Annotated in this window: 21 protein-coding genes and 1 riboswitch; of the genes, 12 read left to right on the top strand and 9 right to left on the bottom strand. The window is 39.5% G+C overall.

Annotated elements, in window-relative coordinates:
- The first annotated feature begins 12 nt into the window (after nt 1-12).
- On the top strand, nt 13-2,490 hold the full coding sequence (locus L8T27_RS18965) for a DEAD/DEAH box helicase (RefSeq protein ID WP_237942121.1): 2,478 nt from the start codon (nt 13-15) through the stop codon (nt 2,488-2,490).
- Between the two features lie 37 nt (nt 2,491-2,527).
- On the opposite strand, the gene L8T27_RS18960 is transcribed toward L8T27_RS18965, so the two are convergent.
- Complete coding sequence (locus tag L8T27_RS18960) at nt 2,528-3,967, bottom strand: NAD(P)-binding domain-containing protein (RefSeq protein ID WP_237942120.1); 1,440 nt, start codon at nt 3,965-3,967, stop codon at nt 2,528-2,530.
- A 515-nt stretch (nt 3,968-4,482) separates the two neighbouring features.
- On the opposite strand from L8T27_RS18960, the gene L8T27_RS18955 reads away from it, so the two are divergent.
- Nucleotides 4,483-4,923: a hypothetical protein gene (locus L8T27_RS18955; protein ID WP_237942359.1), complete on the top strand. Its 441-nt coding sequence runs from the start codon at nt 4,483-4,485 to the stop codon at nt 4,921-4,923.
- Nucleotides 4,911-5,198: a YxcD family protein gene (locus L8T27_RS18950; protein WP_233316060.1), complete on the top strand. Its 288-nt coding sequence runs from the start codon at nt 4,911-4,913 to the stop codon at nt 5,196-5,198. The genes L8T27_RS18955 and L8T27_RS18950 overlap by 13 nt, the downstream gene beginning before the upstream one ends.
- Nucleotides 5,199-5,250: 52 nt before the next feature.
- Here the strand turns inward: L8T27_RS18950 and L8T27_RS18945 are convergent, their stop codons facing one another.
- The gene (locus tag L8T27_RS18945; protein ID WP_237942119.1) at nt 5,251-6,288 is read right to left on the bottom strand and encodes a PTS sugar transporter subunit IIC; all 1,038 of its coding nucleotides are present in this window, start codon (nt 6,286-6,288) and stop codon (nt 5,251-5,253) included.
- A gap of 232 nt (nt 6,289-6,520) precedes the next feature.
- Between L8T27_RS18945 and L8T27_RS18940 the strand changes: the two genes are divergently transcribed.
- A complete protein-coding gene (locus L8T27_RS18940; RefSeq protein WP_237942118.1) occupies nt 6,521-7,741 on the top strand; it encodes a sensor histidine kinase in 1,221 nt (406 codons plus the stop codon).
- An 88-nt stretch (nt 7,742-7,829) separates the two neighbouring features.
- Here L8T27_RS18940 and L8T27_RS18935 read toward each other — a convergent pair whose 3' ends face one another.
- The 5 genes from L8T27_RS18935 to L8T27_RS18915 form a co-directional block, all read right to left on the bottom strand.
- Nucleotides 7,830-8,954 carry a 5-methyltetrahydropteroyltriglutamate--homocysteine S-methyltransferase gene (locus L8T27_RS18935; RefSeq protein ID WP_233316057.1) on the bottom strand — a complete coding sequence of 375 codons (1,125 nt, stop codon included), beginning with the start codon at nt 8,952-8,954 and terminating at the stop codon, nt 7,830-7,832.
- Between the two features lie 108 nt (nt 8,955-9,062).
- A riboswitch (SAM riboswitch) is annotated at nt 9,063-9,166 on the bottom strand.
- A 95-nt stretch (nt 9,167-9,261) separates the two neighbouring features.
- The gene (locus L8T27_RS18930) at nt 9,262-10,272 is read right to left on the bottom strand and encodes a FecCD family ABC transporter permease (protein WP_233316056.1); all 1,011 of its coding nucleotides are present in this window, start codon (nt 10,270-10,272) and stop codon (nt 9,262-9,264) included.
- Nucleotides 10,269-11,267, bottom strand: a complete 999-nt coding sequence (locus L8T27_RS18925; protein ID WP_237942117.1) for a FecCD family ABC transporter permease — start codon at nt 11,265-11,267, stop codon at nt 10,269-10,271. The genes L8T27_RS18930 and L8T27_RS18925 overlap by 4 nt, the downstream gene beginning before the upstream one ends.
- A 76-nt stretch (nt 11,268-11,343) precedes the next feature.
- A complete protein-coding gene (locus tag L8T27_RS18920) occupies nt 11,344-12,267 on the bottom strand; it encodes an iron-hydroxamate ABC transporter substrate-binding protein (RefSeq protein ID WP_233316054.1) in 924 nt (307 codons plus the stop codon).
- Nucleotides 12,218-13,063 (bottom strand): ABC transporter ATP-binding protein, encoded by an 846-nt coding sequence (locus tag L8T27_RS18915; protein WP_233316160.1) that lies wholly within the window; start codon nt 13,061-13,063, stop codon nt 12,218-12,220. Before L8T27_RS18915 ends, L8T27_RS18920 begins: the two co-directional genes overlap by 50 nt.
- A 181-nt stretch (nt 13,064-13,244) precedes the next feature.
- Here L8T27_RS18915 and L8T27_RS18910 point away from each other — a divergent pair, with 181 nt between their 5' ends.
- Complete coding sequence (locus tag L8T27_RS18910; RefSeq protein WP_233316053.1) at nt 13,245-14,327, top strand: NAD(P)/FAD-dependent oxidoreductase; 1,083 nt, start codon at nt 13,245-13,247, stop codon at nt 14,325-14,327.
- Between the two features lie 33 nt (nt 14,328-14,360).
- Here the strand turns inward: L8T27_RS18910 and L8T27_RS18905 are convergent, their stop codons facing one another.
- Complete coding sequence (locus L8T27_RS18905) at nt 14,361-15,122, bottom strand: hypothetical protein (RefSeq protein WP_237942116.1); 762 nt, start codon at nt 15,120-15,122, stop codon at nt 14,361-14,363.
- Between the two features lie 696 nt (nt 15,123-15,818).
- Here L8T27_RS18905 and L8T27_RS18900 point away from each other — a divergent pair.
- The 6 genes from L8T27_RS18900 (at nt 15,819) to rfbB (ending at nt 21,606) form a co-directional block, all read left to right on the top strand.
- Complete coding sequence (locus L8T27_RS18900) at nt 15,819-16,988, top strand: ABC transporter substrate-binding protein (RefSeq protein ID WP_237942115.1); 1,170 nt, start codon at nt 15,819-15,821, stop codon at nt 16,986-16,988.
- 86 nt (nt 16,989-17,074) lie between these two features.
- Entirely contained in the window at nt 17,075-17,950 is an 876-nt protein-coding gene (locus L8T27_RS18895) for a branched-chain amino acid ABC transporter permease (RefSeq protein ID WP_233316050.1), read from the top strand.
- A gap of 9 nt (nt 17,951-17,959) precedes the next feature.
- Nucleotides 17,960-18,901: a branched-chain amino acid ABC transporter permease gene (locus L8T27_RS18890; protein WP_233316049.1), complete on the top strand. Its 942-nt coding sequence runs from the start codon at nt 17,960-17,962 to the stop codon at nt 18,899-18,901.
- On the top strand, nt 18,888-19,670 hold the full coding sequence (locus L8T27_RS18885; protein WP_233316048.1) for an ABC transporter ATP-binding protein: 783 nt from the start codon (nt 18,888-18,890) through the stop codon (nt 19,668-19,670). The genes L8T27_RS18890 and L8T27_RS18885 overlap by 14 nt, the downstream gene beginning before the upstream one ends.
- Nucleotides 19,670-20,377, top strand: a complete 708-nt coding sequence (locus L8T27_RS18880) for an ABC transporter ATP-binding protein (protein WP_233316047.1) — start codon at nt 19,670-19,672, stop codon at nt 20,375-20,377. Before L8T27_RS18885 ends, L8T27_RS18880 begins: the two co-directional genes overlap by 1 nt.
- A 248-nt stretch (nt 20,378-20,625) precedes the next feature.
- Entirely contained in the window at nt 20,626-21,606 is a 981-nt protein-coding gene (gene rfbB, locus L8T27_RS18875) for a dTDP-glucose 4,6-dehydratase (protein WP_237942114.1), read from the top strand.
- Nucleotides 21,607-21,671: 65 nt separating this feature from the next.
- Here rfbB and L8T27_RS18870 read toward each other — a convergent pair whose 3' ends face one another.
- A complete protein-coding gene (locus L8T27_RS18870; protein WP_237942113.1) occupies nt 21,672-22,868 on the bottom strand; it encodes an NAD(P)/FAD-dependent oxidoreductase in 1,197 nt (398 codons plus the stop codon).
- A gap of 130 nt (nt 22,869-22,998) precedes the next feature.
- Here L8T27_RS18870 and L8T27_RS18865 point away from each other — a divergent pair, with 130 nt between their 5' ends.
- The gene (locus L8T27_RS18865; RefSeq protein WP_237942112.1) at nt 22,999-23,337 is read left to right on the top strand and encodes an MGMT family protein; all 339 of its coding nucleotides are present in this window, start codon (nt 22,999-23,001) and stop codon (nt 23,335-23,337) included.
- Nucleotides 23,338-23,400 lie beyond the last annotated feature (63 nt).

Raw genomic sequence — 23,400 nt, 5'->3', positions numbered from 1 at the left:
GAGGTTGTTTAAATGAGTGAACTACTAGAAGGATATTACGACAAATCAGTAGAGAAAACAAAGAAGCTGATTATTGAGGATATAGAGAGATATCTGCAGGATAAAGAGAAAATGCCTTCCTATGAGCAATATTTGCGGGAAAGAGGAGAGTTTATCCACCAAATATGGCTTAACACGTGGATTAACATGACTGGAAGTGAGGCATCCGGCAGAGAAAAGAAAGAGTATTTAGAGGAAAAGGGAATAGAGACGGAGGGCTTAACGAAGAAAGTAATCAAGCAATTATTCAGACAGGAAATAAGAGAACCGAAAACCTATAAGTTTGAAGAATGGCTGGATACGCTGTACGCAGGAAAGGAACTGGAATGGGAAGCCCTTTATACGAGTGTACGGGAAAAATATCTTGAATGGAAAACAACGCAAGAAATACAGGAAAAAAACCGCAAGCTGAACAGGAAATTTGCCTATTATATAGAACAGGAGCTTGGAGAGCATTATGAGGAATTGTATTTATATGTTCGCTACTTGATTGGCTGTCACTTAGAAGTGGAAATAGAAGGGAATGGCATTATTCTGTCTTCAGATGATATTATGTTTGAAGATTATTTATACAATGAACTAGACATGCCATATAACCAGTTTTATTTTGTAGAGGACAGAACAGCGGCTTATGAGGACATGATCATTGCTTATTTAGGTGATTTTGGACCAAATTGGCTGAAACAGCATCTTCCTAAACATCTGCTTGACGAGTATCTTAAGTACTCGGAGAAACCAGTTCCGCTTTCCTATTTACGGGAAATAGCCAGTGAATTATTTGAAGATATTGCTTCAGACTTCTTCGCCGATCTTCTTGAAGAAAGGCTGGCAGATTTAACGAAGCTGATTGATATTCCTTTTGATTTAGAAATCCATAGGGATATTTATATAAAAGATAAGGAGTGGAGAGAGCGGCGCGAACGGGAAGAGCGCGAAGAAAAAAGAAAGCGCAAAGAAAAAGAAAAAAAGATGCTTGAAGATATTTTTGGAATGGAATATAGTCCTCCGACTGGCCGGGATATTCAGTATAAACTCCATGTGGGTGAGACAAATACGGGAAAAACCTTTCGTGCTATCCAAAAAATGAAGGAAGCAGCAAGCGGTCTGTATCTTGCGCCATTACGCTTATTAGCATTGGAAATATATGAAAGGCTGAATGACGATGGCGTCCCTTGTTCGTTAATAACTGGAGAGGAAGAAAAACTTGCGAAGGAAGGAAAGCATCTTTCCTGTACCGTCGAGATGTTTCGTGAAAAGGACTTTTATGAAGTAGTGGTCATTGATGAAGCCCAGATGATTGCTGACAAAGACAGAGGTTTCTCATGGTATAAGGCAATCACAAAAGCAAATGCAAAGGAAGTACATATTATTTGCAGCTTTCATGCAAAAACGATGATTTTGGATTTGCTTGGAGATTCGGATGTGGAAGTGAAGGAATATGAAAGAGATACCCCATTGAAGGTAGAGTCCTCGCCATTTAAGCTGAGCGACACGAGAAAAGGTGATGCACTTGTCTGCTTTTCAAGAAGAGGCGTTTTAGAGACTGCTTCACAAATTCAAAAGATGGGACGGCAGACGAGCATGATATACGGCAGTATGCCGCCAGAAACGAGAAAAAAACAGATGCACCGATTTATTGATGGAGAAACATCTGTTATTGTTTGTACGGATGCGATTGGAATGGGGTTGAACTTACCGATCAAACGGATTGTTTTCCTGGAAAATGATAAATTCGATGGAACTAAACGAAGGATACTCACATCCCAAGAGGTAAAACAAATTGCAGGGAGAGCAGGACGCAGAGGTTTGTATGAAGTGGGCAGAGTAGCATTCGCAAGTGAGCCGAGAATGATGAAGGTGCTGCTTGAGAAAAAGGATGAGGATATCACTGGCTTCACAATTGCGCCGACTTCTGCTGTTTTGAAGAGGTTCCAAAAATATTCTAACAGCTTAAGCTTGTTTTTTTATCTATGGGAGAACTTCAAAAATCCAGAAGGTACAAGAAAAGCAACATTAGCTGATGAAATGCTCTTATATGATATGATTAAGGACACATTGGTTGAGGCGAGGCTGTCCTTAGATGATCTATTCGGGTTTTTGCGTCTTCCATTCTCTGCGAATGAGCCTGTTTTGCGGGCACAGTGGAAAAGCAAAATGATTTCCATAGTGGAAAACAACGATTTGCCTGATCCTATTATAAATAAATCAAGCTTAGAAGAACTTGAACTTTCATACAAATCTGTTGGCCTGCATCTTCTCTTTTTATATAAGATAGGCAAAGCGACAGAAGCCTATTATTGGGAAAGAGTTCGTGAAGAAATAAGTGATTTGATTCATGAACAATTAAAATCTGGCGTTAAAATACGCAGAAATGTATGTGAAACTTGCGGGAAAGAACTGCCGCACCGGTTTAAACATAAAATATGCAATGAGTGCTTTTTCATCAGATAAAAAACAGCCAAAGGCAAATTTGCCTTTGGCTTCCTTTTTAATTTAATGTAGATGCTGCTGATTCTTTTTTAGGCCAAACCCCTGCAAACTCCTCTACATCATAGGAGAGAAAATCATGTAGCTTTTGCTTTCGATCATCAAGAAACAGCTCATCTGCTACAGCCGAAACGATTCTTGGGATTCCGTAGCGCATGCCGGACAGGGCAGAAGCAGACAAACCACAGCTGATAAGCGCCGAATAATTAAAGGCAAACAAACCGTAAAGGAGCGCTTCTCCAGCTTTATCCTTACTTATGAAGGAGAAACCATTACTTAAATATGGATGGGCATCAATAGTCGGGTTAGCAATATCTTTAGGTGCTTGGTAATAATCTTTCCAGCGTGTAATATGCTTTTCCACTAATTTAAGCTCAGGGCGAAGCGCTGGATCAGTTATCAGGCCAGTGCTGATAATAAGGAAATCAAACTTCGCCTTACTTTGAGGTGTAGTTACAACAGCTGCACCTTGCTCCTCTTTAACTTCAAGCCACGGGGACCCTAAATGAAGATGAAATCCTGGCCAATTGCTAGCCCGCTCGAAGATGTCATTTGTAGGCGGCTGGTTGAGCTTAAAGAAATGTGCCATTCCTGCATATTTCTCTGCGTCGGAAAAGGCAGGGTAACGCTCAATCATCCCTGAAACTTCCATTTGCCGGATTGGATTAATGCGAGGCAGCTCTTTTCTGCGGACAAATACATGTACCTCGCCGGCACCTTTCTGGAGCGCGTAATTGGCATTATCAAAAGCAGATGCTCCTCCTCCTAATACAGCCAGCTTTTTCCCTTTTAGTTCAGTAAAATCAATGGACTCAGAAGTATGGGCATAAAGACTTTTTGGCAAAGATTCTGATAAGAAGGAAGGTACATGCCACTCACCGCCGCCTTGAATTCCAGTTGCAAGGATGACTTTTCGCGCCAACAGCTTTTCCTGAACATTCCCTTGTTTGCAAACATGGAGGCAATGCAATCCCTCACCAAGCGGTTCAATGAGTTGGAGCTTTGTGTCATTAATAACAGGTAGATTTAAGATTCTGCGATACCAGCGTAAATAATCCATCCAATCTCCCCGAGGGATTTTATCAAGCTGTTCCCAGCCCTCCACTCCTGCCTGAGCCTCCCACCATGCCCGGAAGGTTAAGGAAGGGATGCCAAGGTCAATGGATGTTAAATTTTTCGGTGTGCGCAATGTAATCATTCTTGCGTACGTATCCCAAGGACCTTCATAGCCTTCAGGGTTTTCGTCTAGGACGAGAATATTACTGATCCGTTCCCGCAGCAGACCAAATGCAATTCCTAATCCTGATTGTCCACCGCCGATGATGACTGTGTCATAAACATGACCATTCTTATGAGAACGGGGCTTCATCCAATCTGGTCCGCCAAAATTTATATAAGATAAATCCGTTTTTACTCGTTCATTTAGTGCCTCTAAGCTCATGTATCCTCATCCCTTCCTTACTTTTTCATGTATAAATATAGTAAATAATATAATTTCATGTTAGGTTTTATTACATAGTTGCGTTATGAAATAATGGTATCATTTTTGTATGTTTATTGTATGGATAAAATATCTAAATTTTCACTCTTTTTTTAGTTATTTCGCTTTACTACCGAAAGTGTTGACTGTAGCCTATCTTTTTAGTAAAATAGAATCATCATAGAGCTAATAGCTCATGAACATTTGAATACTCCAAAGGGGAGTAGCTAACAGTTACGTCGTCAATACGTGGCAATTTACATGCCACCGGCCAAACTGGCAACTTGAATGTTGTTTGCGAGACCTTTGCCATTAACGGTAAAGGGATAAATATGACTATTTTCAAACCTTTACCAATCCGGTAAAGGTTTTTTGTTTTTAAAAAAAGGGGGAATAGTAATATAAGCGGTAGATAATCACTGTATATATTGCGAGTCATAACAAAAAAAATAGAAAAGTGGAGGAAACAAATAATGATGAAGAAACTCTTAACAGCAGTATTAACACTTGGACTTATCTTTTCACCTATCGGAAATGCAGTGTTCCATGAACAGACAACAACGGTTGAAGCGAAATCTTATAAATCTGGAAAACGAAGCTTTAACAATAATAACAGCAATACAAACACAAATACGAACTCCTTCTTTCAAAAGAAGCAGAACAATAATTCAACAACAACAACTTCTAAATCAAACAACAGAGGATTCTTTTCAGGCGGCTTGATGAGAGGCTTAATGATTGGTGGACTTGCAGGATTGCTGTTTGGCGGCCTTTTTGCCAATATGGGTGTACTTGGGTCTATTTTAGGTCTAATCATTAATGTTTTGGCTATCGTAATTCTAATTAGCGTCATCAGAAAAATCTTTGTTTATTTCAAAAAGAAAAAAAGAGAGGAAGCTAATAATTGGAGAAACTAATCATTCCAGAGCAGGATATTATAAATGCAATTTGCGTTTATATTTCAAGAAAGAAGCAAGTCCGTCCGGATGAAGTAGAAGTGGAGCTTATGTACGATGATGATTACGGCTTTTCTGCTGAATCCTATGTTCATGACCGAAAGCAAGTGCTGATTGCTCAAAATATCATTGAAGCATTGCGCCTATGGATGGATGAGTATTTAAATATTGATCCTTATATCGGAATTAAATTAGTGCTGGATGACGAGCAAGGAATCATTGCTGTAACGCGATAAGCAAAAAAAATAGTAAAAAGCCGTTAAGGAAATTCCTTAACGGCTTTTTTTATTAGTCGAAATGAAGCTTATAATCATCTGCTTTGATAACTTTAAGTTTTCTGGCAAAGATATAAATTAAGGCAAGGTTGAGTATGACTGGAACGATAAAGAATACGGAAATCATAATGGTAATATTCTTATATGTCCACCCTCCGTCAGCCAAATGCATATAATTTAGCGGACCTACAAGTCCTGAAAGCCCAAAGCCTGCACTGTAAGGAGTGCCCTGTATATTTAAGAATCCTGCTAATGCACCTAGCACAGCAGCGGTTATCAGCATTGGAAACAATATCTTAGGCTTCATAAAGAAGTTCCTCATCTGAATCTTTGGTGAGCCGAGCACATGTGCCAACGCTGTTCCGAGTGCGTTAGCTTTATAGCTTGCAATTGCCAAGCCGATGCCTGCTGCAACAATTCCAAGGTTCGCTGCACCTGACCCGATCCCGGATAATGAAATAACAGTCGCAAGGCCGACGGTTGAAACGGGAGACAAAATGATAATGCAGAAAATGACAGAGATGATGGCTCCCATCAGTACTGGTTGAAGGGTAGTAACATGCTGAACCCCTACACCAATAATTCCTGTTGTGTTTTTTATGTAAGGCAAGATAAGATATCCAGCCATGCCTGGCACTAATATACTCAAGGTAGGCAAGAGTAGAATAGAATATGCCTTCAGGCGGTCTCCTACTAATTGGACAAATAATACGGTTAAAGCGGCAGTTAATCCTGTGTTGATGACGACCCCAATTCCGTTTAAGGTAAATAGCCCATCAGCCGTTTTTTGAATAACACCGCTCCCGACCATCGCGGCAATGCCGACACTCGCTGTTTGGATGGAGGTGAGCTTAAAGGATACTCCGACCATTACACCAATAAGCACAGGCAGCAGGCTCATCACAAATACGGTGATGTCATAAACATGTTGAAGGGATGGTATATAAGGTATCAGAAGCTTTAAAATTTCCCCTAAAAGTGCATTTGGTATTAATGAGACGACAATGCCAATACTGATTCCAGTTAATAATTTGTTGAAAAACTCTTTCATCCCCATAATCTCCATTCCCTTGTATTTTGTGGTAATTATATGCAATATATGGGTGGGCGTCAATAAAAATTTTTAATACTTTAACGCATGTGTGTATAAAAGTGATGAAGTATTAAAAAAGGTAGTTGGAAGCAGATAAAAACCATAACAAATAACTGGAAAAACGTATTCAAGCGCTTGCCAGTTTGGTAGACTAAAGATGTATGGAAATTAAATAAAAGGTGCATAAAACATGAATTCATATAAGGATTTTAATGTAAAGGTTTATTACGGGGTTATAGCTGTTATCATCCTGTTCATGGTGACAGGAATGGTAGCAAGTTTATTCATGGAGACAGCGGGACTGCGCTTTGGGAATTACTTAAATGCAGTAGAAGTGGTCATATTATCTGTGCTGTTGCTGCTGTATCCGAAGATTTCTGGCTGGTGGCTTAATTTTTTAATCATCATCGTTGGAACGGCCTATTTTTATACGATATTTTATGTATATCCAGATACATGGTCTTCCTTTATTTTTGTATGTTTCATCCCGGCAATCTCCATTTTATTTTTTGATAAACAGCTTTTCATATTTTCAATGGTAATGAATATATGCCTTTACTTGCTTGGATATGGTTACATTCTGTTTATGGACAAGGCAGAGACATTTGGGCTGCTAGGAATAAATGTTCCAGGCAATGTTATTAACTTCCTAGGAAGCCAAGCGCTATTATATTGTATTTTTCTTTTAACATATGAACGAATAAAAAAACAGCAATTGTATTACAAACAGCTTCAGCAATCAGAACGGCTGAAAACTACAGGTCAGTTAGCAGCAGCTGTAGCCCATGAAATCAGGAACCCATTAACAGTAGTAAAAGGTTTCCTGCAGCTCTATCAGCAAGAGGAGAAAATGGATGAAGGCTCCAAACGGAACTATAGCCTGATGATTGATGAGCTGAACACAGCAGAGCATGTTCTTTCTCAATTTCTGATGCTGGCAAAACCCGATAATGATATTAAGCTGGAGAAGGTTGAAGTAGACTACTTGCTTCAAAGCGTTACTGATTTAGTAAAATCATATGGAATTCTCAGAGATAATAATATATTTCTCCGTGATGTACAGAAGGATTGTTATATTTTAGTGAACACCATTGAATTTAAACAGTTGATGATCAATCTGTTGAAGAACGCAATGGAGGCATCGCCGTATGGTGAGCCAATCTTTATTGAAACAGAGCTGCAAAAGGATATGGTGGAAATAAAAGTGACAGACCATGGCTGCGGTATGTCAGAGGAGGAAGTCCAATCATTAGGGACACCGTTTTATTCCTTGAAAAGCAAAGGAACCGGTTTGGGAATGATGATATGCTTCAATATTGTCGAAAAGTATAACGGAAAAATCAACATTGAAAGCAAAAAAGGGGAAGGAACGATAGTTAAAATTCAGTTCCCGCTTGTAAAAAATCCGTAAGAAAAGGAAAGGGCAGCAAATTGCCCTTTCCTTTTTTATGGGAATATAGATATAAACAAGCAGGAAGACAAATAAAGTGCCCGTTTTATTATTTAGTTACTGGTTCTTTAGCTTCCCATAATTCCTCGGCAACTTCGACTACTAACCGCAGCTTTTCCCACTGCTGCTCTTCTGTCAGTTTATTGCCGTGGTGTGTCGACGCAAAGCCGCACTGTGGACTTAAGCATAGCTGCTCTAAAGGCAGGTGATTTGCCGCATCAAGAATGCGGGCTTTTAATGTTTCTTTCTTTTCTAATTCGCCAAACTTAGATGTCACAACTCCTAAAACAACCTTTGCTCCTTCATGAGGAATATGTTCAAGCGGTTTGAAGTCACCTGAGCGTTCATCATCATATTCAAGGAAGAAGCCATCAACCTTCTCTTTTGCAAGCAAAGTCGGTGCAATTAAAGAATAGCTTCCTTCGAAAGCCCAAGTTGATTGGTAGTTTCCTCTACACAAGTGGGTTGTAACAACAAGATCCTCTGGTTTATCTTCCAATATGCTGTTAATGACATACAATGCTAACTCAATCCAATGCTCCCTGCTGTACTCTCCGTCATTAAAGGTATGCTCTGGCGAAGAAAGTCTTGCAATATAAACATCGTCTAATTGTAAATAACGCACACCAGCATCATAGAAAGCTTTAATAGCGTCACGGTAAGTTTGGATTACGTCTTTTGTGAAGTCTTCTAAGTTTGGATAAATAGCTTCATTTCTAATAGTGCTGTAAAAAAGCTGGTTCGGACTAGGGATGGTTTGTTTCGCAACAGCGCGATCTCCGACGATGTCTTTAAACACTTTAAAATCTTCAATGAATGGGTGATTTGGATTGAAAGCAATCTTGCCGTTATTGCGGATATTATATTTTTCTGTTTCCACGCCATCAAATTTATAACCGCTTTCTGGCACATAGCCTTCGATTCCATCCAAATGCTCAAGGAAGTCAAGATGCCACCATGTGCGTCTAAATTCTCCGTCTGTCACGGCTTTTAAGCCAATCTCGATTTGTTTATCAACAATTCTCTTAATCTCTGCTGTTTCCACAGCTCGAAGCTCATCTTTTGTAATAATGCCTTCTTTAAATTCTTTTCTAGCTTTATGCAAGCTTTCAGGCCGCAATAAGCTGCCAACGTGATCTGCTCTGAATGGACCTTGGTTTACTATTTTTGTCATGATTAACTCCTGCTTTCGTTATTTTATTTGGAATGAAAGAAGATAAGCCTAAAACACACAAAAAGCCTCTTCTTGTAAATAAGAAGAGGCGAACATTCACATTGGCTCTTCTTATCTTCAAGCGTTGCGCTTCTGGAATTAGCACAGTATTCTAAGCAGAATCTGTTGCTGAGGTATCAAAGGGCCAGTCCCTCCACCTCTCTCGATAAGAAATGAAATTTTTATTTTTGTTTTTGAAATATCTGTATACTAGATTAATTGGAAAAATCTAAATAGTCAAGGAAAATATTTTATTATATTGATATACTTATTTTTTCTTGAACAGCAAATACATGAAGTAAGGCGCGCCAATAATGGCAGCCATGATTCCAGCTGGGACTCCGTCAGGATCAAGTATGTTTTTGCCAATTGTGTCCGCAGCCAGAAGGAAAAGCCCCCCGATCAGCAGTGCAACAGGTAAATACATTTTATGCCTTGGGCCGACTAATGCTTTCGCAATATGAGGTCCCATTAATCCTATAAAGGAGATGCTTCCTGTTGCGGAAACAGCAGCAGCAGCCAGAGCGACCGCAGCTATTGCCAGAACTATTCTCTCCTTCTGAACCGATGCGCCAATACCGACAGCAACAGGCTCGCTGAAGGTCAGAACATCGAGCTTATTCGCTTTGTATAAAGTAAAAGGAATAAATACAATCAGCCAAGGAAGCATAGCCAAAATATACGGCCAGTCTGTTCCCCAAACATTGCCTGCCAGCCATTTTGAAATGAACTCTACTTTTTCTCTTTCAGCAGAAGAAATCAGCACAACCATGATTCCTGATAAAGCCATAGAAAAGCCTACCCCAACTAGTACAAGACGAGTTGGCTGGAAACCGAGGCCTTTATCGTATGAAAAGAAATAGATAAGCAGGGCGGACGCAACAGCACCGGCAAATGCACAAACTGGAATCATATAAACAAATGATCCAGCGTCAATCGGGAAAAACAGGAAAAAGATTGCAACAGCAACACCGGCGCCTGCGTTAATGCCAATAATGCCTGGATCTGCTAAATCATTTCTTGTGATGCCCTGCAGAATTGCTCCAGAAAGAGAGAGGGCAACCCCTGCAAGCAAGGTAACAATAATTCTTGGCAAGCGAACAGAATATAAAATAAATTCCTCTGAGAATGTGCCATTTCCAAACAGTGTCGGCAGAAGCCGTGACAGACCGAAGGAGGCGTACCCGATACTTAAGGAGATTCCAATAGTCAAAAATATGAGTGCTGCAAGCACGGTGATAACTAGTTTTTGTTTTTTCAGCAATGCAGAGGATATCATGCGAATTTACTTCCTCCTTTTTTAACAATGAATAAAAAGAAAGGCAGACCTAAAATACTGATTATTGCTGCTACAGGTGTTTCATATGGAGCATTCATTGTCCTTGCAACAGTGTCAGCCATCAGCATAAAAATTCCACCTGCAATGGCTGTAATAGGGAGAAGAAAGCGATAATCTGTTCCTACAGCCCAGCGGACCATATGTGGAACCATCAGCCCAATAAACGCCATATTTCCAACAAGTGCGACAGCGGCTCCTGCCAGAATAATAATAACAATAAAAAGCAGTCCCTTAACCAAGGCTGTCTTTTGCCCAAGCCCGACTGCTACATCTTCACTTAAGCTTAAGATAGTAAGCTGCCTGGATAAAAAGAAGGCAACAGCGATGCCAATAAGGATGGCAGGAAGAATAATCTTAAGCTGTCCCCATGATGTGCCAATCAGACCACCAGAAGTCCACATCGACACATTTTTATTGATGTGAAAAAACAGGCTGATTCCTTCAGCGATGGCAGTAAGGAATGCTGTTACAGCTGATCCTGCCAACACAAGCTTAAGCGGAGAGTTTCCTCCTTTTCGCATCATCCCGATTCCAACTACTAAAACCATGCCAATAGCGGCACCAACAAAACAGATTAACATTATACTGAAATAGTTTAATGACGGGATAAGTGCTAAAGATAAAGCTAAGGCGAAATTTGCACCTGCAGTCAATCCTAGCAAACCAGGATCAGCAAGCGGGTTTTTTGTTATGCCTTGCATGATAGCACCAGAAACGGCTAAAGCAGATCCCACTGCAATTGCAGCAACCTCTCTAGGAAGACGGATTTCCCGCAGTATATTGCTGTTTTGATTTTGGTGTTCAGAAGTGATGGCGAGCCATAAGTCCTTTAATGATGTATCGGCAGCTCCGAAGATCATGGAGATGATAAATGCAGCAATCAAAAGAGAGATACCTATTAATAATTTCCATACAAACGAAATAGAATTAGTCATTTTATATCATCTTTTCTGTTTAGATTTGTATAAAAACATGCTGCGCACAAACGTGCACAGCATGCAATCCTAGTAGTTAGTTGCCTAGAAAATGCTCTTTAAAGAATTCCAGTTGATAATCAAGCGTCACAGGATCATTAAAGTAGAATTCATTTGCATTTGCTTTAAATACATGGTTATTTTTTACTGCTGGTATATTTTTGTATGCTTCTGTTTCTTGATAAGAGTTATCTTGATCTGCATATTCACTGATAATCAAGTAATCTCCTACATACTCAGGCAGCACTTCTGAAGATAATGCATAGTATCCGTCTGCAAGTGCCATTTCTTTCACCTTTTCGGGCATGTTCAGCTTCATTGCTTGATAGAGTATTTCAGTTCCGCGACCCCAGTTGTTGCCGAATACATACATTTGCTTATTAAAGTTTTCGATGACAGTTACTGTTGCATCTTCCCCTATTTTTGCTTTGATTTCTTTACCAGCTGCATCTGCACGCTGTTTAAAGTCATCAACCCAAACTTGTGCTTCTTTTTCTTTATTAAGAAGCTTTCCAATTTCAAGATGCTGTGTTAAATAGTCTGCCTTGCCATAAGTAAATGTGACAGTTGGAGCGATTTCATTTAACTTGTCTACATTTTTAATAGTTGATAATCCGATGATTAAATCTGGCTTTAATTCAATTATTTTCTCGAGATTTTCATCTGTTACTTCTTCTACGTCTTTCAACTCTGAATCAAATCTTGGGTTTTGCTTTGACCAGGAATCAACACCGACTACGTTTACTCCAAGTGCCATAACGTTACCAGTGAAGGTGGATAATACGACAACGCGCTGTGGATCTGCAGGTACTTCAACAGGTCCATTTTCAGACTGGTAAGTAATAGTTCCAGATTTTTTGTCTGTATCTTCTGTATTGCCGTTCGTTTCTGATGCCTTATTTCCACAGGCACTAATAACTAGCAATAAGATTAGAATCATTGGCAATAACGACTTCTTCATGTTTCTTGTCTCCTTTTATGAGGTGGTATGTTAAGCATATCGGCTTTTTCGTGCGAGGGTCTTCCCCTATTTCCGCATCAATTTGAAAAACTTTTCGTAAAATATCTTTTGTAAGGATTTCCTGCGGGCTGCCAGCTTTAACTACCTCACCGTCTTTCATTGCTATAATATAGTCAGCAAATCTCGCGGCTTGGTTTAAGTCATGAAGAACCATCACGATTGTTCTGCCTTGTTCTTCATTAAGCTTCTGGAGCAATTCGAGCACTTCTAATTGATGTGCCATATCTAAATAAGTTGTCGGTTCATCAAGAAAGATAATATCTGTTTCTTGGGCAAGTGCCATTGCAATCCATGCACGCTGTCTTTGACCGCCTGACAAGGCATCTACAGATCTGTCCTTGAATTCCTTTGTATTGGTCGACTCTAACGCCCAATCAATGGCCTCGATATCATGCTGTGATAGTTTTCCGAATCCTTTCTGATGAGGGAAACGCCCGTATGACACTAGCTCCCCTACTGTTAATCCTGCAACACTTTCCGGTGTTTGAGGAAGTATAGCCATTTCCTTTGCAAGCTGTTTCGTATGTATTTTGCTTATGTGCTTGCCATCCAACAGGACAGAACCAGACTGGTGCGGGATAATCCGCGTCATTGCTTTTAATAATGTTGATTTTCCACAGCCATTAGATCCAATAATTGTCGTGATTTTTCCATCTGGTATAACAACATCAAGGTTTTTAACTATTAGCCGTTCGCCATAGCTGATGCTTATATCCTCGGTATATAGTCGCCCCATCATTATCCTCCTATGATTTTCTATTATTAAATAAATGAGAATGATAATCATTTTGAACAAGTAAATCTTATTATCGTTTCATATTTCTGTCAATAATCCATTGTAAAAATTTTAAAAACGGGTTATGATACTAAATGAGAATGAGAATCAATTTAATTCCAAACCATAGGAGTGAAGTAATATGGAAAATACGGAAATATTCGATGTGACGATTATTGGTGGTGGACCAGCAGGACTTTACTCTGCTTTTTATAGTGGTTTAAGAGAAATGAAGACAAAAATTATTGAATTTTTGCCCCATCTTGGAGGCAAACTTCATCTTTATCCTGAAAAGATGATCTGGGATGTAGGCGGCGTTACACCGCTTCCAGGAGAAAAGCTAAGAGAACAGCTAGTACAACAAGGGCTTACGTTTAATCCGGAAGTCGCATTAAATACAAAAATTACATCTATAAGCAAAAATGCTGAGGGATGTTTTATATTAGAGTCAGCTAATGGTGAGCAGCATTATTCAAAAACGGTTATTGTTGCTGTCGGCAGCGGAATACTTACTCCACAAAAAATAAAAATTGAAGGTGCTGAAAGATTTGAGGTTTCCAACTTGAATTATACAGTTAAATCTCTCATGCAATTCAGAGATAAAACAGTCATTATTTCAGGCGGAGGCAATTCAGCAATAGATTGGGCCCTTGAATTAGAGCCAATCGCTAAAAAGGTATATATAACTTGCAGAAAAGACAGCTTTAAAGGACATGAAGCTAAAGCTACACAGCTTATGGAAAGTAAGGTAGAATGTCTTTTCCACACATCGATTACAAAGCTTATCGCAAAGGATGGTCATGATACGATTGATTCGGTAGAAGTCACAAATAATCAGACAGACGAAGTCGGTTTGCTTGATGTTGACGAGGTTGTCATTAACCATGGCTATGAAATGGATTCCTCATTATTAAAGAACAGTGATCTGGAAATCAAAATGTTGGATGATTTTTATATTGCCGGCAATGCCAACAGTGAAACATCTGTTGAAGGATTGTATGCTGCCGGAGACATTCTGAAGCATGATGGAAAGGTTCACCTGATTGCAGGTGCTTTTCAAGATGCAGCCAATGCGGTAAATAAGGCAAAGCTGTTCATTCAGCCAGACGCCAACACTAGTGCGATGGTTTCTTCTCATAATGAAGTCTTTAAAGAACGAAACAAAGACATCGTCAAAAATATGATGCAATGTGACGATTGCACACAAATGAAAGTGAAGATATAAAAAAATCCGCTGTACTAGCAGCGGATTTTTTTGCTATTTAACCGAAACAGCCATCTTCAATGCAACAACAGGATCCCCTGTTGTTGCAAGAGTGTATAAAGTGGAGTCATCCTCCCATATTATCCGAATCTCAGCATTATTTTCACCTTTTGGATAGCTTACCTCTACCATGCCTTCATCATGAGGAGCAGGCAGAGCGTGTTCCTCTAAGTATTTTACCATCTTTTTGCCGTCTACCTGTAAATCGCGATTATCAGCAGACACCGCTTTAATCTGTAGAACCCATCTGCCTTCCTTCCATTGAAGATAAGTACTTCCTGCTGCTCCTTCGAGTATACCGTTGATGCCGTAGCCTAAATCGACAGACATATCCTCAGGGATATTCTCTTCATCAAAAGCGGGGAACGCAGGAGCATCCTCATCTGTAGTTGCTGTGAACTCTGCTAATGGCTCACCAGCTTGATTTGAATCTTCGGCTACAGACTCGTAAAAGCGGATGCTGTAGCCAACCTGTGTGTTTTCCTCAATATGTGCTCCAAGATAATTGCCATCCTCAACAGGAAAGCTTTCTGGCAGCAAAGCATCTTTTATTTTCAACTCGTTTCTGATATCTGTTAATACTTCTCTATTAGTAAGCTCCGTGGCGGCATCTGTGTTGTTAGCAGTTTGTTCTGCTTGCATTTGATTGCTGCTAGCAGAAACCTTCGTATTCTCCGTACTATTTGCTTGTTCCTTTGTACTGCAGCCTGTGAGTAAAAGGCAGCTGGCAGTCAGCATAATGGGAAATACTTTCATTGGTATTCTCCTTTCTACCGCATTCTTACTTCTTCTTTTCCCTATCTTTCATTAAAAATGAGTTTTTTTGAAAATTTTTTTTAAAAATTTACGAAAATTTTGAACACCGTTGTTCATAAAATATGTCATGTTAAATGACAAATTAAGGTTTGCGAAGAATAGTCTTTTTTAGCTGTTAAAAGCAATAGAATAGACTGAATGCTTAATAATAGGGAAATATGCAGTTATTTTAAATATCAATGTAATTATACTAATAAATATAAGTGTTAGATTATGTGACAAATTTTAATTTAATAATAAAACTATATGCAAATATCTACTTTGGTAGAAGGGAATTAGGTTGTAAATAACTCGTTTTGTGAAAAGATATAACATCAAAATGGTAAAATCAAGGTATTGCTTTCTACAATAATTTGAGGTTAATATAATAATCACATTAGTTCCATTTTTCAAAAAACTATTAGTGAATATGAATAATTTGGTTCTAATAAATAACGAGAGAGTGCCGATAAATAGGAAAGCAGCGCTAATTCTAAACAAAACTGTCTTAAATTTTCAGAGTTATTAAACTAATTAATAATTATATTAAAAATAAAGACAGCGGCGTACTAGAATAGCAATTATGTTTCAAAGAGATAGAGAAATAGCTTTGGAGATATTATTTTCGGAATACTTAAACAAAAGGGGAATTCAAACATGAAGAAGAAGCTTAGTTATTTGTTAGCAACGTCTGCTTTAGCGGCAGGAATCTTGGCTGGATGCAGTCCAAAAGGTGACAGCGGTGCAAGCAGTGATGAAATAAAATTCGGAATCAATTTAGAATTATCAGGTCAGGTTGCATCATATGGACAATCATTAGAAAGTGGAATTGATTTAGCAATTGAAGAAATCAATGCAGACGGCGGAATTGACGGCAAAAAAATTGTCCCTGTAAAGGTTGATAATAAATCAGATCTTACAGAAGCAACAAACGGAGCCCTTAAATTAATTGAACAAGATAAAGTATCGGCAATCATCGGTGCAGCAACAAGCGGTGATACAGTAGCACAAGTTCAGATTGCCAATGATAAACAAACGGTATTGCTAACTCCATCAGGAACAGCACCAAACGTTACAGTAAATGATGATGGCTCTGTAAACGAATATGCTTTTAGAACATCCTTCATCGATCCTTTCCAAGGAAATGTTGCGGCAAACTTCGCAACAGAAAAACTGAATATTAAAAATGCAGCAATTTTTGCTGACAGTGCCAGTGATTATGCGAAAGGTTTAGCGGCAGCATTTAAAGAAACATTTGAAGCAAATGGTGGAAAGATTGTGTCTGAAGAAGCTTATGTAGCAAAAGATACTGACTTTAGCTCTACATTGACAAGAATTAAGTCAGAAAATCCAGAATTCGTATTTATTCCAGGCTATTACGAGGAAGTTGGACTTATCATCAAGCAAGCTCGTGAAATGGGTATCACTGTACCATTTATGGGAGCAGACGGCTGGGATTCACCAAAGCTTATCGAACTTGCTGGTGCAGAAAACTTGAACAATACGTATATCACAAACCATTATTCTTCTGAAGATCCAGATGAAAACATTCAAAAATTCGTTAAAGCATTTAATGATAAATACAGCAAGAGCCCTGACGCGTTCAATGCACTTGGCTATGACTCTGTATACTTGTTGAAAGATGCAATTGAAAGGGCTGGAAGCACAGATTCAGAGAAAGTGAAAGACGCATTAGCTGAAACAAAAGATTTATCCTTAATCACTGGTGTAGTCTCCATTGATGAGAATCATAACCCAATCAAATCTGCAACAGTGCTTGAATATAAGGATGGAAAACAAGTCTTTAACTCAAAGGTTAATCCTTAATAGTTCAAAAAATGGGGGGGAGCATCCTCCCTATTTTATATTTTAGGAGAAAAAAAGGTTAGTTTTGGAAGAAGGAGTGAGAAAAAATGGAATGGATACAGCAGCTTGTCAACGGCATCTCCCTTGGCAGCATTTACGCACTTATCGCATTAGGTTATACAATGGTTTACGGAATTATTAAACTTATCAACTTTGCCCACGGGGATGTCTTTATGGTCGGCGCCTTTATAGGCTTTTATTCCATTACAGGCTGGGGATTGGGGTTCTTCCCTGCATTGATTGTTTCCATGGTAGCATGTGCTATTTTTGGTGTAATTATTGAAAGAATTGCTTATAAAAGACTGCGAAATGCTACTAGGATAGCGGCCCTTATTACTGCTATCGGGGTTTCGTTATTAATTGAATATGTATTTATTTACTTTAGAGGAGCAGGCTTAGTTGCCTACCCGAATGTACTGCCAACAAAAACATTTGAAATTTTCGGTGCGCAAATCAGCAGCAAGTCGCTATTAATTCTAGGAACTTCTGTAACGTTGATGCTTATTCTGCAATTCATTGTCCATAAGACGAAAACAGGAAAAGCAATGCGCGCAGTTTCTCATGACATGGATGCTGCGAGGTTAATGGGGATTAATGTAGATAGAACAATCTCAGCTACATTTGCTATCGGATCGGCTCTCGCTGGGGCTGCAGGTGTTATTTTCGGTGCTTATTATACAAAAATCGAGCCATTAATGGGTGTAATTCCAGGGTTGAAGGCTTTCGTTGCTGCCGTACTTGGGGGTATTGGCATTATTCCTGGAGCAATGGTGGGCGGACTTATTTTAGGTCTTGTTGAGACAATAGTAAGTGCACTCGGCTTCTCACTTTGGAGAGATGCTGCTGCATTCATCATCTTAATTCTGATACTTATCTTTAGACCAGCTGGTATTTTAGGTAAGAATACGAAAGAGAAAGTGTAGGTGAAGACAATGAAAAAATCAAAAAGTTTCTGGGTGTTTTTGGTGCTTTCCATTATTGCCTACAGTGTTATCCAATATTTAATAACTTATGGAATAATTGATTCTTTATACAGCAACATGATTATCTTGATTGCGATCAATATTATGCTGGCAGTCAGCTTGCATTTAGTTATTGGGATAACAGGCCAGTTTTCAATTGGACATGCAGGTTTCCTTGCTGTCGGTGCTTATGTATCTGCGATTGTAACGATGAAATTACAGCTTCCTTTTCCTGTCGCAATTATCGCAGGCGGTGTAGTCGCAGCTCTGGCTGGCTTATTGGTCGGAATCCCGACATTAAGACTAAGGGGAGACTATTTAGCAATTGCTACATTAGGCTTTGCAGAAATTATTCGTATCTTTTTCTTGAACATTGATTATGTTGGCGGAGCTGCAGGGATGCAGGTTTCCCATATGACCACTTGGACATCTGCATTCATCTGCTTGTTTATTACAGTGTTAGTTATTGTTAACTTTACGAACTCTCGGCATGGACGTGCAGCCATTTCTATTAGAGAAAATGAAATTGCTGCAGACGCAATGGGAATCAACACAACTTATTATAAAGTCGCAGCATTTGCAATTGGCTCCTTGTTTGCTGGGGTTGCAGGCGCACTGCAGGCACATAATTTCTATATTATTAACCCTACTAACTTCGGTTTCTTGAAGTCTTTTGACATCTTAATTTATGTTGTTTTAGGTGGATTGGGAAGCTTGTCTGGTTCTGTGATTGCAGCTGTTTTCTTGACCATCATCTCCACCTATCTGCAGGATTATCCATCAACACGGATGATTATCTACAGCTTAGTTCTCGTTATTGTTATGCTATATCGTCCTAAAGGTTTAATGGGCACATTGGAGATCACTGATTTATTTAAGCGGAAAGGAGGCGGTTCGAATGGCAAACAATGATGTGCTTTTGCAAGTGAAGGGTGCAGGCATTCAATTCGGCGGATTAAAGGCCGTTTCAGAAATTAATATAGAGCTTAACCGCGGTGAATTGATTGGTCTTATCGGTCCGAATGGCGCAGGGAAAACTACAACATTCAATATGCTGACAGGTGTCTATGCACCTACAGAAGGAGAGATTTTCTTTGACGGAAAAAAGCTGAAGGGCTTGAAGCCATACCAGGTAACACGGCGCGGTATCAGCAGAACCTTCCAGAATATCCGTTTGTTTAATGAATTAACTGTTCTGGACAATGTAAAGGTAGCCTATCATTCTTTAGCTAAGCATTCGATGTTGAGCAGCATACTCCGCCTTCCTTCCCACTTTGCAGGTGAAAAGGAAATGGAAGAAAAATCGATTGAATTTTTAAAGATTTTTCAGCTTGACCGCTATAAAGACGAAAAAGCAAAAAACCTGCCATACGGCCAGCAGCGCCGGCTCGAAATTGCCAGAGCGCTTGCAGCAGGTCCTAAGCTGCTATTGCTTGATGAGCCTGCAGCAGGGATGAACCCGCAAGAAACACATGAGCTCATGGAGTTGATTGCATTTATTAGAAAACAATTCGATTTGACGATTCTGTTGATTGAGCATGATATGCCTCTAGTCATGGGAATCTGTGAGCGCATCTATGTTTTGGATCATGGACAGCTGATAGCAGAGGGTACTCCTGATGTAATCCGCAATCATCCAAAGGTAATTGAAGCATATTTAGGCGAGGAGGTTGCAGAATAATGCTGAAAGTAGAAGACATTAATGTCTATTATGGCAATATACAAGCATTAAAGGGAGTCAGCCTCGAGGTGAATGAAGGAGAAATCGTCACACTTATTGGTGCAAATGGTGCAGGAAAAAGCACGCTCCTAAAAACATTGTCAGGGCTGCTTAAGCCAAAGAAAGGAAGCATTGAGTACTTAGGCAAGTCTATTTCAGGAAAAGCAGCTCAAACGATTGTTAAAGCGGGTATTTCCCACGTACCAGAAGGACGCAGAGTTTTCTCCAACATGACAGTGGAAGAAAATCTTGAATTAGGTGCTTACTTGCGCAATGATAAAAATGAGATAAAAAAAGATTTGGAAAAAGTATATGAAGTGTTTCCGAGATTACTGGAACGGAAGAAACAGCTGTCAGGAACACTTTCCGGCGGAGAACAGCAGATGCTAGCAATGGGAAGAGCTATCATGGCAAGGCCAAAGCTGCTTTTGCTTGATGAACCTTCCATGGGCTTAGCGCCGCTGTTTGTAAAAACAATATTTAAAGTTATTCAGGAAATAAATGCAACAGGAACTACCATATTATTAGTCGAACAAAACGCCAATATGGCTCTGTCCATTGCAAACAGAGGCTATGTCATCGAAACAGGCAAGGTTGTGCTGTCAGGGACAGCCGCCGAGCTGTTAGAAAGTGATGATTTAAAGCAAGCCTATCTTGGCGGACATTGATGGTTTTGGTAAGCTGCCTTTAGTAAGGCGGCTTTTTTTATGTGGCAGTAATTTTCTAGCCAGAATGTACAGCATAATACAGGCTTAAAAAATCACTAAATTTTTATCAAAACAGCCAATCACCATGTATTATATAAATGAGAACCCTCAGAATTAAAAGTTGTTAGGGAATGCTTGATTTCAATAATATAAGAGTTTCTATAGATGACTCAATGGAAGTATAACAATTTCCGATGGGAGGAATCATTGTGAATTTGCTTGTAACAGGCGGAGCCGGCTTTATTGGCAGTAATTTTGTCCGTCATATGCTTGATACATATCCAAATATGATTATTGTTAATCTCGACTTGCTGACGTATGCAGGTAATTTAAACAGCTTGGCGGATTTAAAGGGAAATCCTCGCCATAAGTTTGTTCATGGCAGCATTACGAATCGAGAGCTTGTTAATCATTTGCTTGATGTTTATAGTATTGATGGAATTGTCCATTTTGCTGCAGAATCGCATGTAGACAGAAGCATTATTAATCCGGGTGCTTTCGTGGAAACAAATGTGCAAGGGACGCTAGTTTTGCTGGAGGCAGCAAAGATAAAGGGAGTTGGCCGGTTTGTGCATATTTCTACAGATGAGGTTTATGGAAGTCTTGGCGAATCTGGCTATTTTACAGAAGGCAGCGCCATTGCTCCAAACAGTCCATATGCGGCAAGTAAAGCAGCAAGCGATATGCTTGTTCGCTCCTATTATAAAACGTATGGTTTAGATGTAAATATAACAAGATGCTCTAATAATTATGGGCCATATCAGTTTCCTGAAAAGCTCATTCCGCTTTTGATTACAAATGGTGTGAATGGGGAGAGGCTTCCTGTTTATGGGGATGGAAAAAATATCCGCGATTGGATTCATGTTAAAGACCATTGTGCTGCAATTGACCTTGTTCTGCGCAAAGGAAAAAAAGGGGAAGTTTATAATATCGGCGCAAGAACAGAAAAGACCAATAATGAAATAGCGCAGTTAATCATGAAGGAATTAAAGCTGCCAGAAAAAAGGCTGCTATATGTAAAGGATCGGCCTGGTCATGATTATCGATATGCTGTCAATCCGGAAAAGCTGGAGAAAGAATTAGGCTGGAAACCAATATATTCTTTTGAGACCGGCATTAAAGAAACAGTTGATTGGTATTTGGCTAATGAATCATGGTGGGGCCCTTTAAAAGGCAAGCAAGGAACATAACATAATCAGGGGTAAAGGCGCACTAAAGGGAGTCACTTATTCTTTAATGTGCCTTTTATTCATTTTTACCTCATGTATATTGCAAGGTCTGGATGACTGCCTGTAGTGATAACTTCACGAAGAATTTTCGCTAAGGCCATGCTGTAAACAAGACCGTTATCTCCATAAGCCATTAAAAAGTAGCAGTTAGGAAATTCCTCGTATTCCCCTATTAGCGGAAGGCCATCATGTGTCCCTCCATAAAAGGCACCTAAATAGTAATCTGCTTGAAGAGCTAGATCAGGGAATAATTTATTGCATTCCTTTATAAGCTTGTCTTTTCGGCCGATAATTTTTGCATCCCGCTCTTCGGCAATAGCAGTGTTTTCATCCAAACCGCCAATAATAATGCGGTTATCTGAAGTTGTACGCATATAAATGTAAGGACGGGCAGTCTCCCATATCAATGTGCGCTTATGCCAGCTGGAGAAATCTTCAACCGGATTAGTAATGACAGCATAGGAGCTTGACAGTACACTATTTTTTTCTTGTTTAAATTCTAGGTTTTCGTAGCCTGCAGCAAAAATTACATGTTTAGCTGTAATCGAGTAACCTTTATCTGTATACAGAACGGCTTGGTCCTTTTCTAGCTTCTTGCCATTTATTCTTGTGTTTTCGTAAATAGAGACTTTCTTTTTGGCAGCACCGTCTAAGAGGGCGTGATTGAACTTGAAAGGGTTCAGCTCGCCGTCGTTATATGTATAAAGGGCTTTGTACTTGCTGAATCCATATTTCTCTTTTATCTCCTCTTCTGAAAGCAAATCAGCCTGAAAACCGTGCTTTGTTAGATAAGCATACTCTTTATCAAGCTTGACAACATCCTCTGGGTAGCTCGCATAATAAAGGCTGTCTCGCCGCTTGAAATCAGAGGCAATATCAAGTGTGGCTGCTGCCTTTTCAATATCATTGATTGCTTCTTCACATAGCTTTAAATGTCTGATTGCCAGGTCCTCACCAAAGCTGTTTACAAGCTCAAACAGCATTTTATCGCCAAGGTATTGAATCAGAGCCGTGTTTGTTGAAGTGCTGCCTTCTCCAATCCTCCTTTTGTCCACTACAGCAACATTCAAGCCTGTATCCTTTAAGTAGTGGGCACATTGGGCACCAGAGCTACCGCCGCCAACAATCAGCACATCACAGTTAATGTCCTCCTCTAATGAAGGATAGACAGGTGCTTCTGGAAATGTAGTCGGCCAATAATAGTTTCCAGCTTGCAGTTTCATTGCGTTTTTCCCCTCTCTTCATTTAATCTAATCATATAAAGGTTAATTCCTGCATAGCATTTCCTGATTTCAGAGTTTTTACTTAGAATGGAAGTGTTAATGTAAAAAAATAAAGGCAAAGGCTAAAATTATGACACCATTTACAGAGAAGGTAATTGAAATCATTCAAGCTATTCCATATGGAAAGATCATGACATATGGCCAAATAGCAAAAGCAGCAGGGAGCCCGAGAGGTGCAAGACAGGTCGTAAGAATTCTGCACACTTCTAGCAGAAAGCACAATCTTCCTTGGCACCGGGTCGTCAACGCGAAAGGTGAGATAGTGATAAAACAGGAGGAAGGAAGTGCTATGCAAAAGCAGTTTTTGGAAAGTGAGGGTGTAGAGTTTATAAGTGCGAACAAGCTTGAATTGAAAAGATATCAGCACATTCCTTTAGAGGAGTGGGAAAGAGATTATTTTGATGAATAAGACAGACAGAAATAACAGTCACAATCACTTTTACTGCATCTAAAAAACCCTTCAAAACCGCCT

Source organism: Niallia sp. Man26, from assembly GCF_022049065.2.
Taxonomy (GTDB): domain Bacteria; phylum Bacillota; class Bacilli; order Bacillales; family Cytobacillaceae; genus Niallia.
The sequence above is the reverse complement of the archived record's forward strand: the minus strand, read 5'-3'. Positions and strand labels throughout refer to the sequence as shown.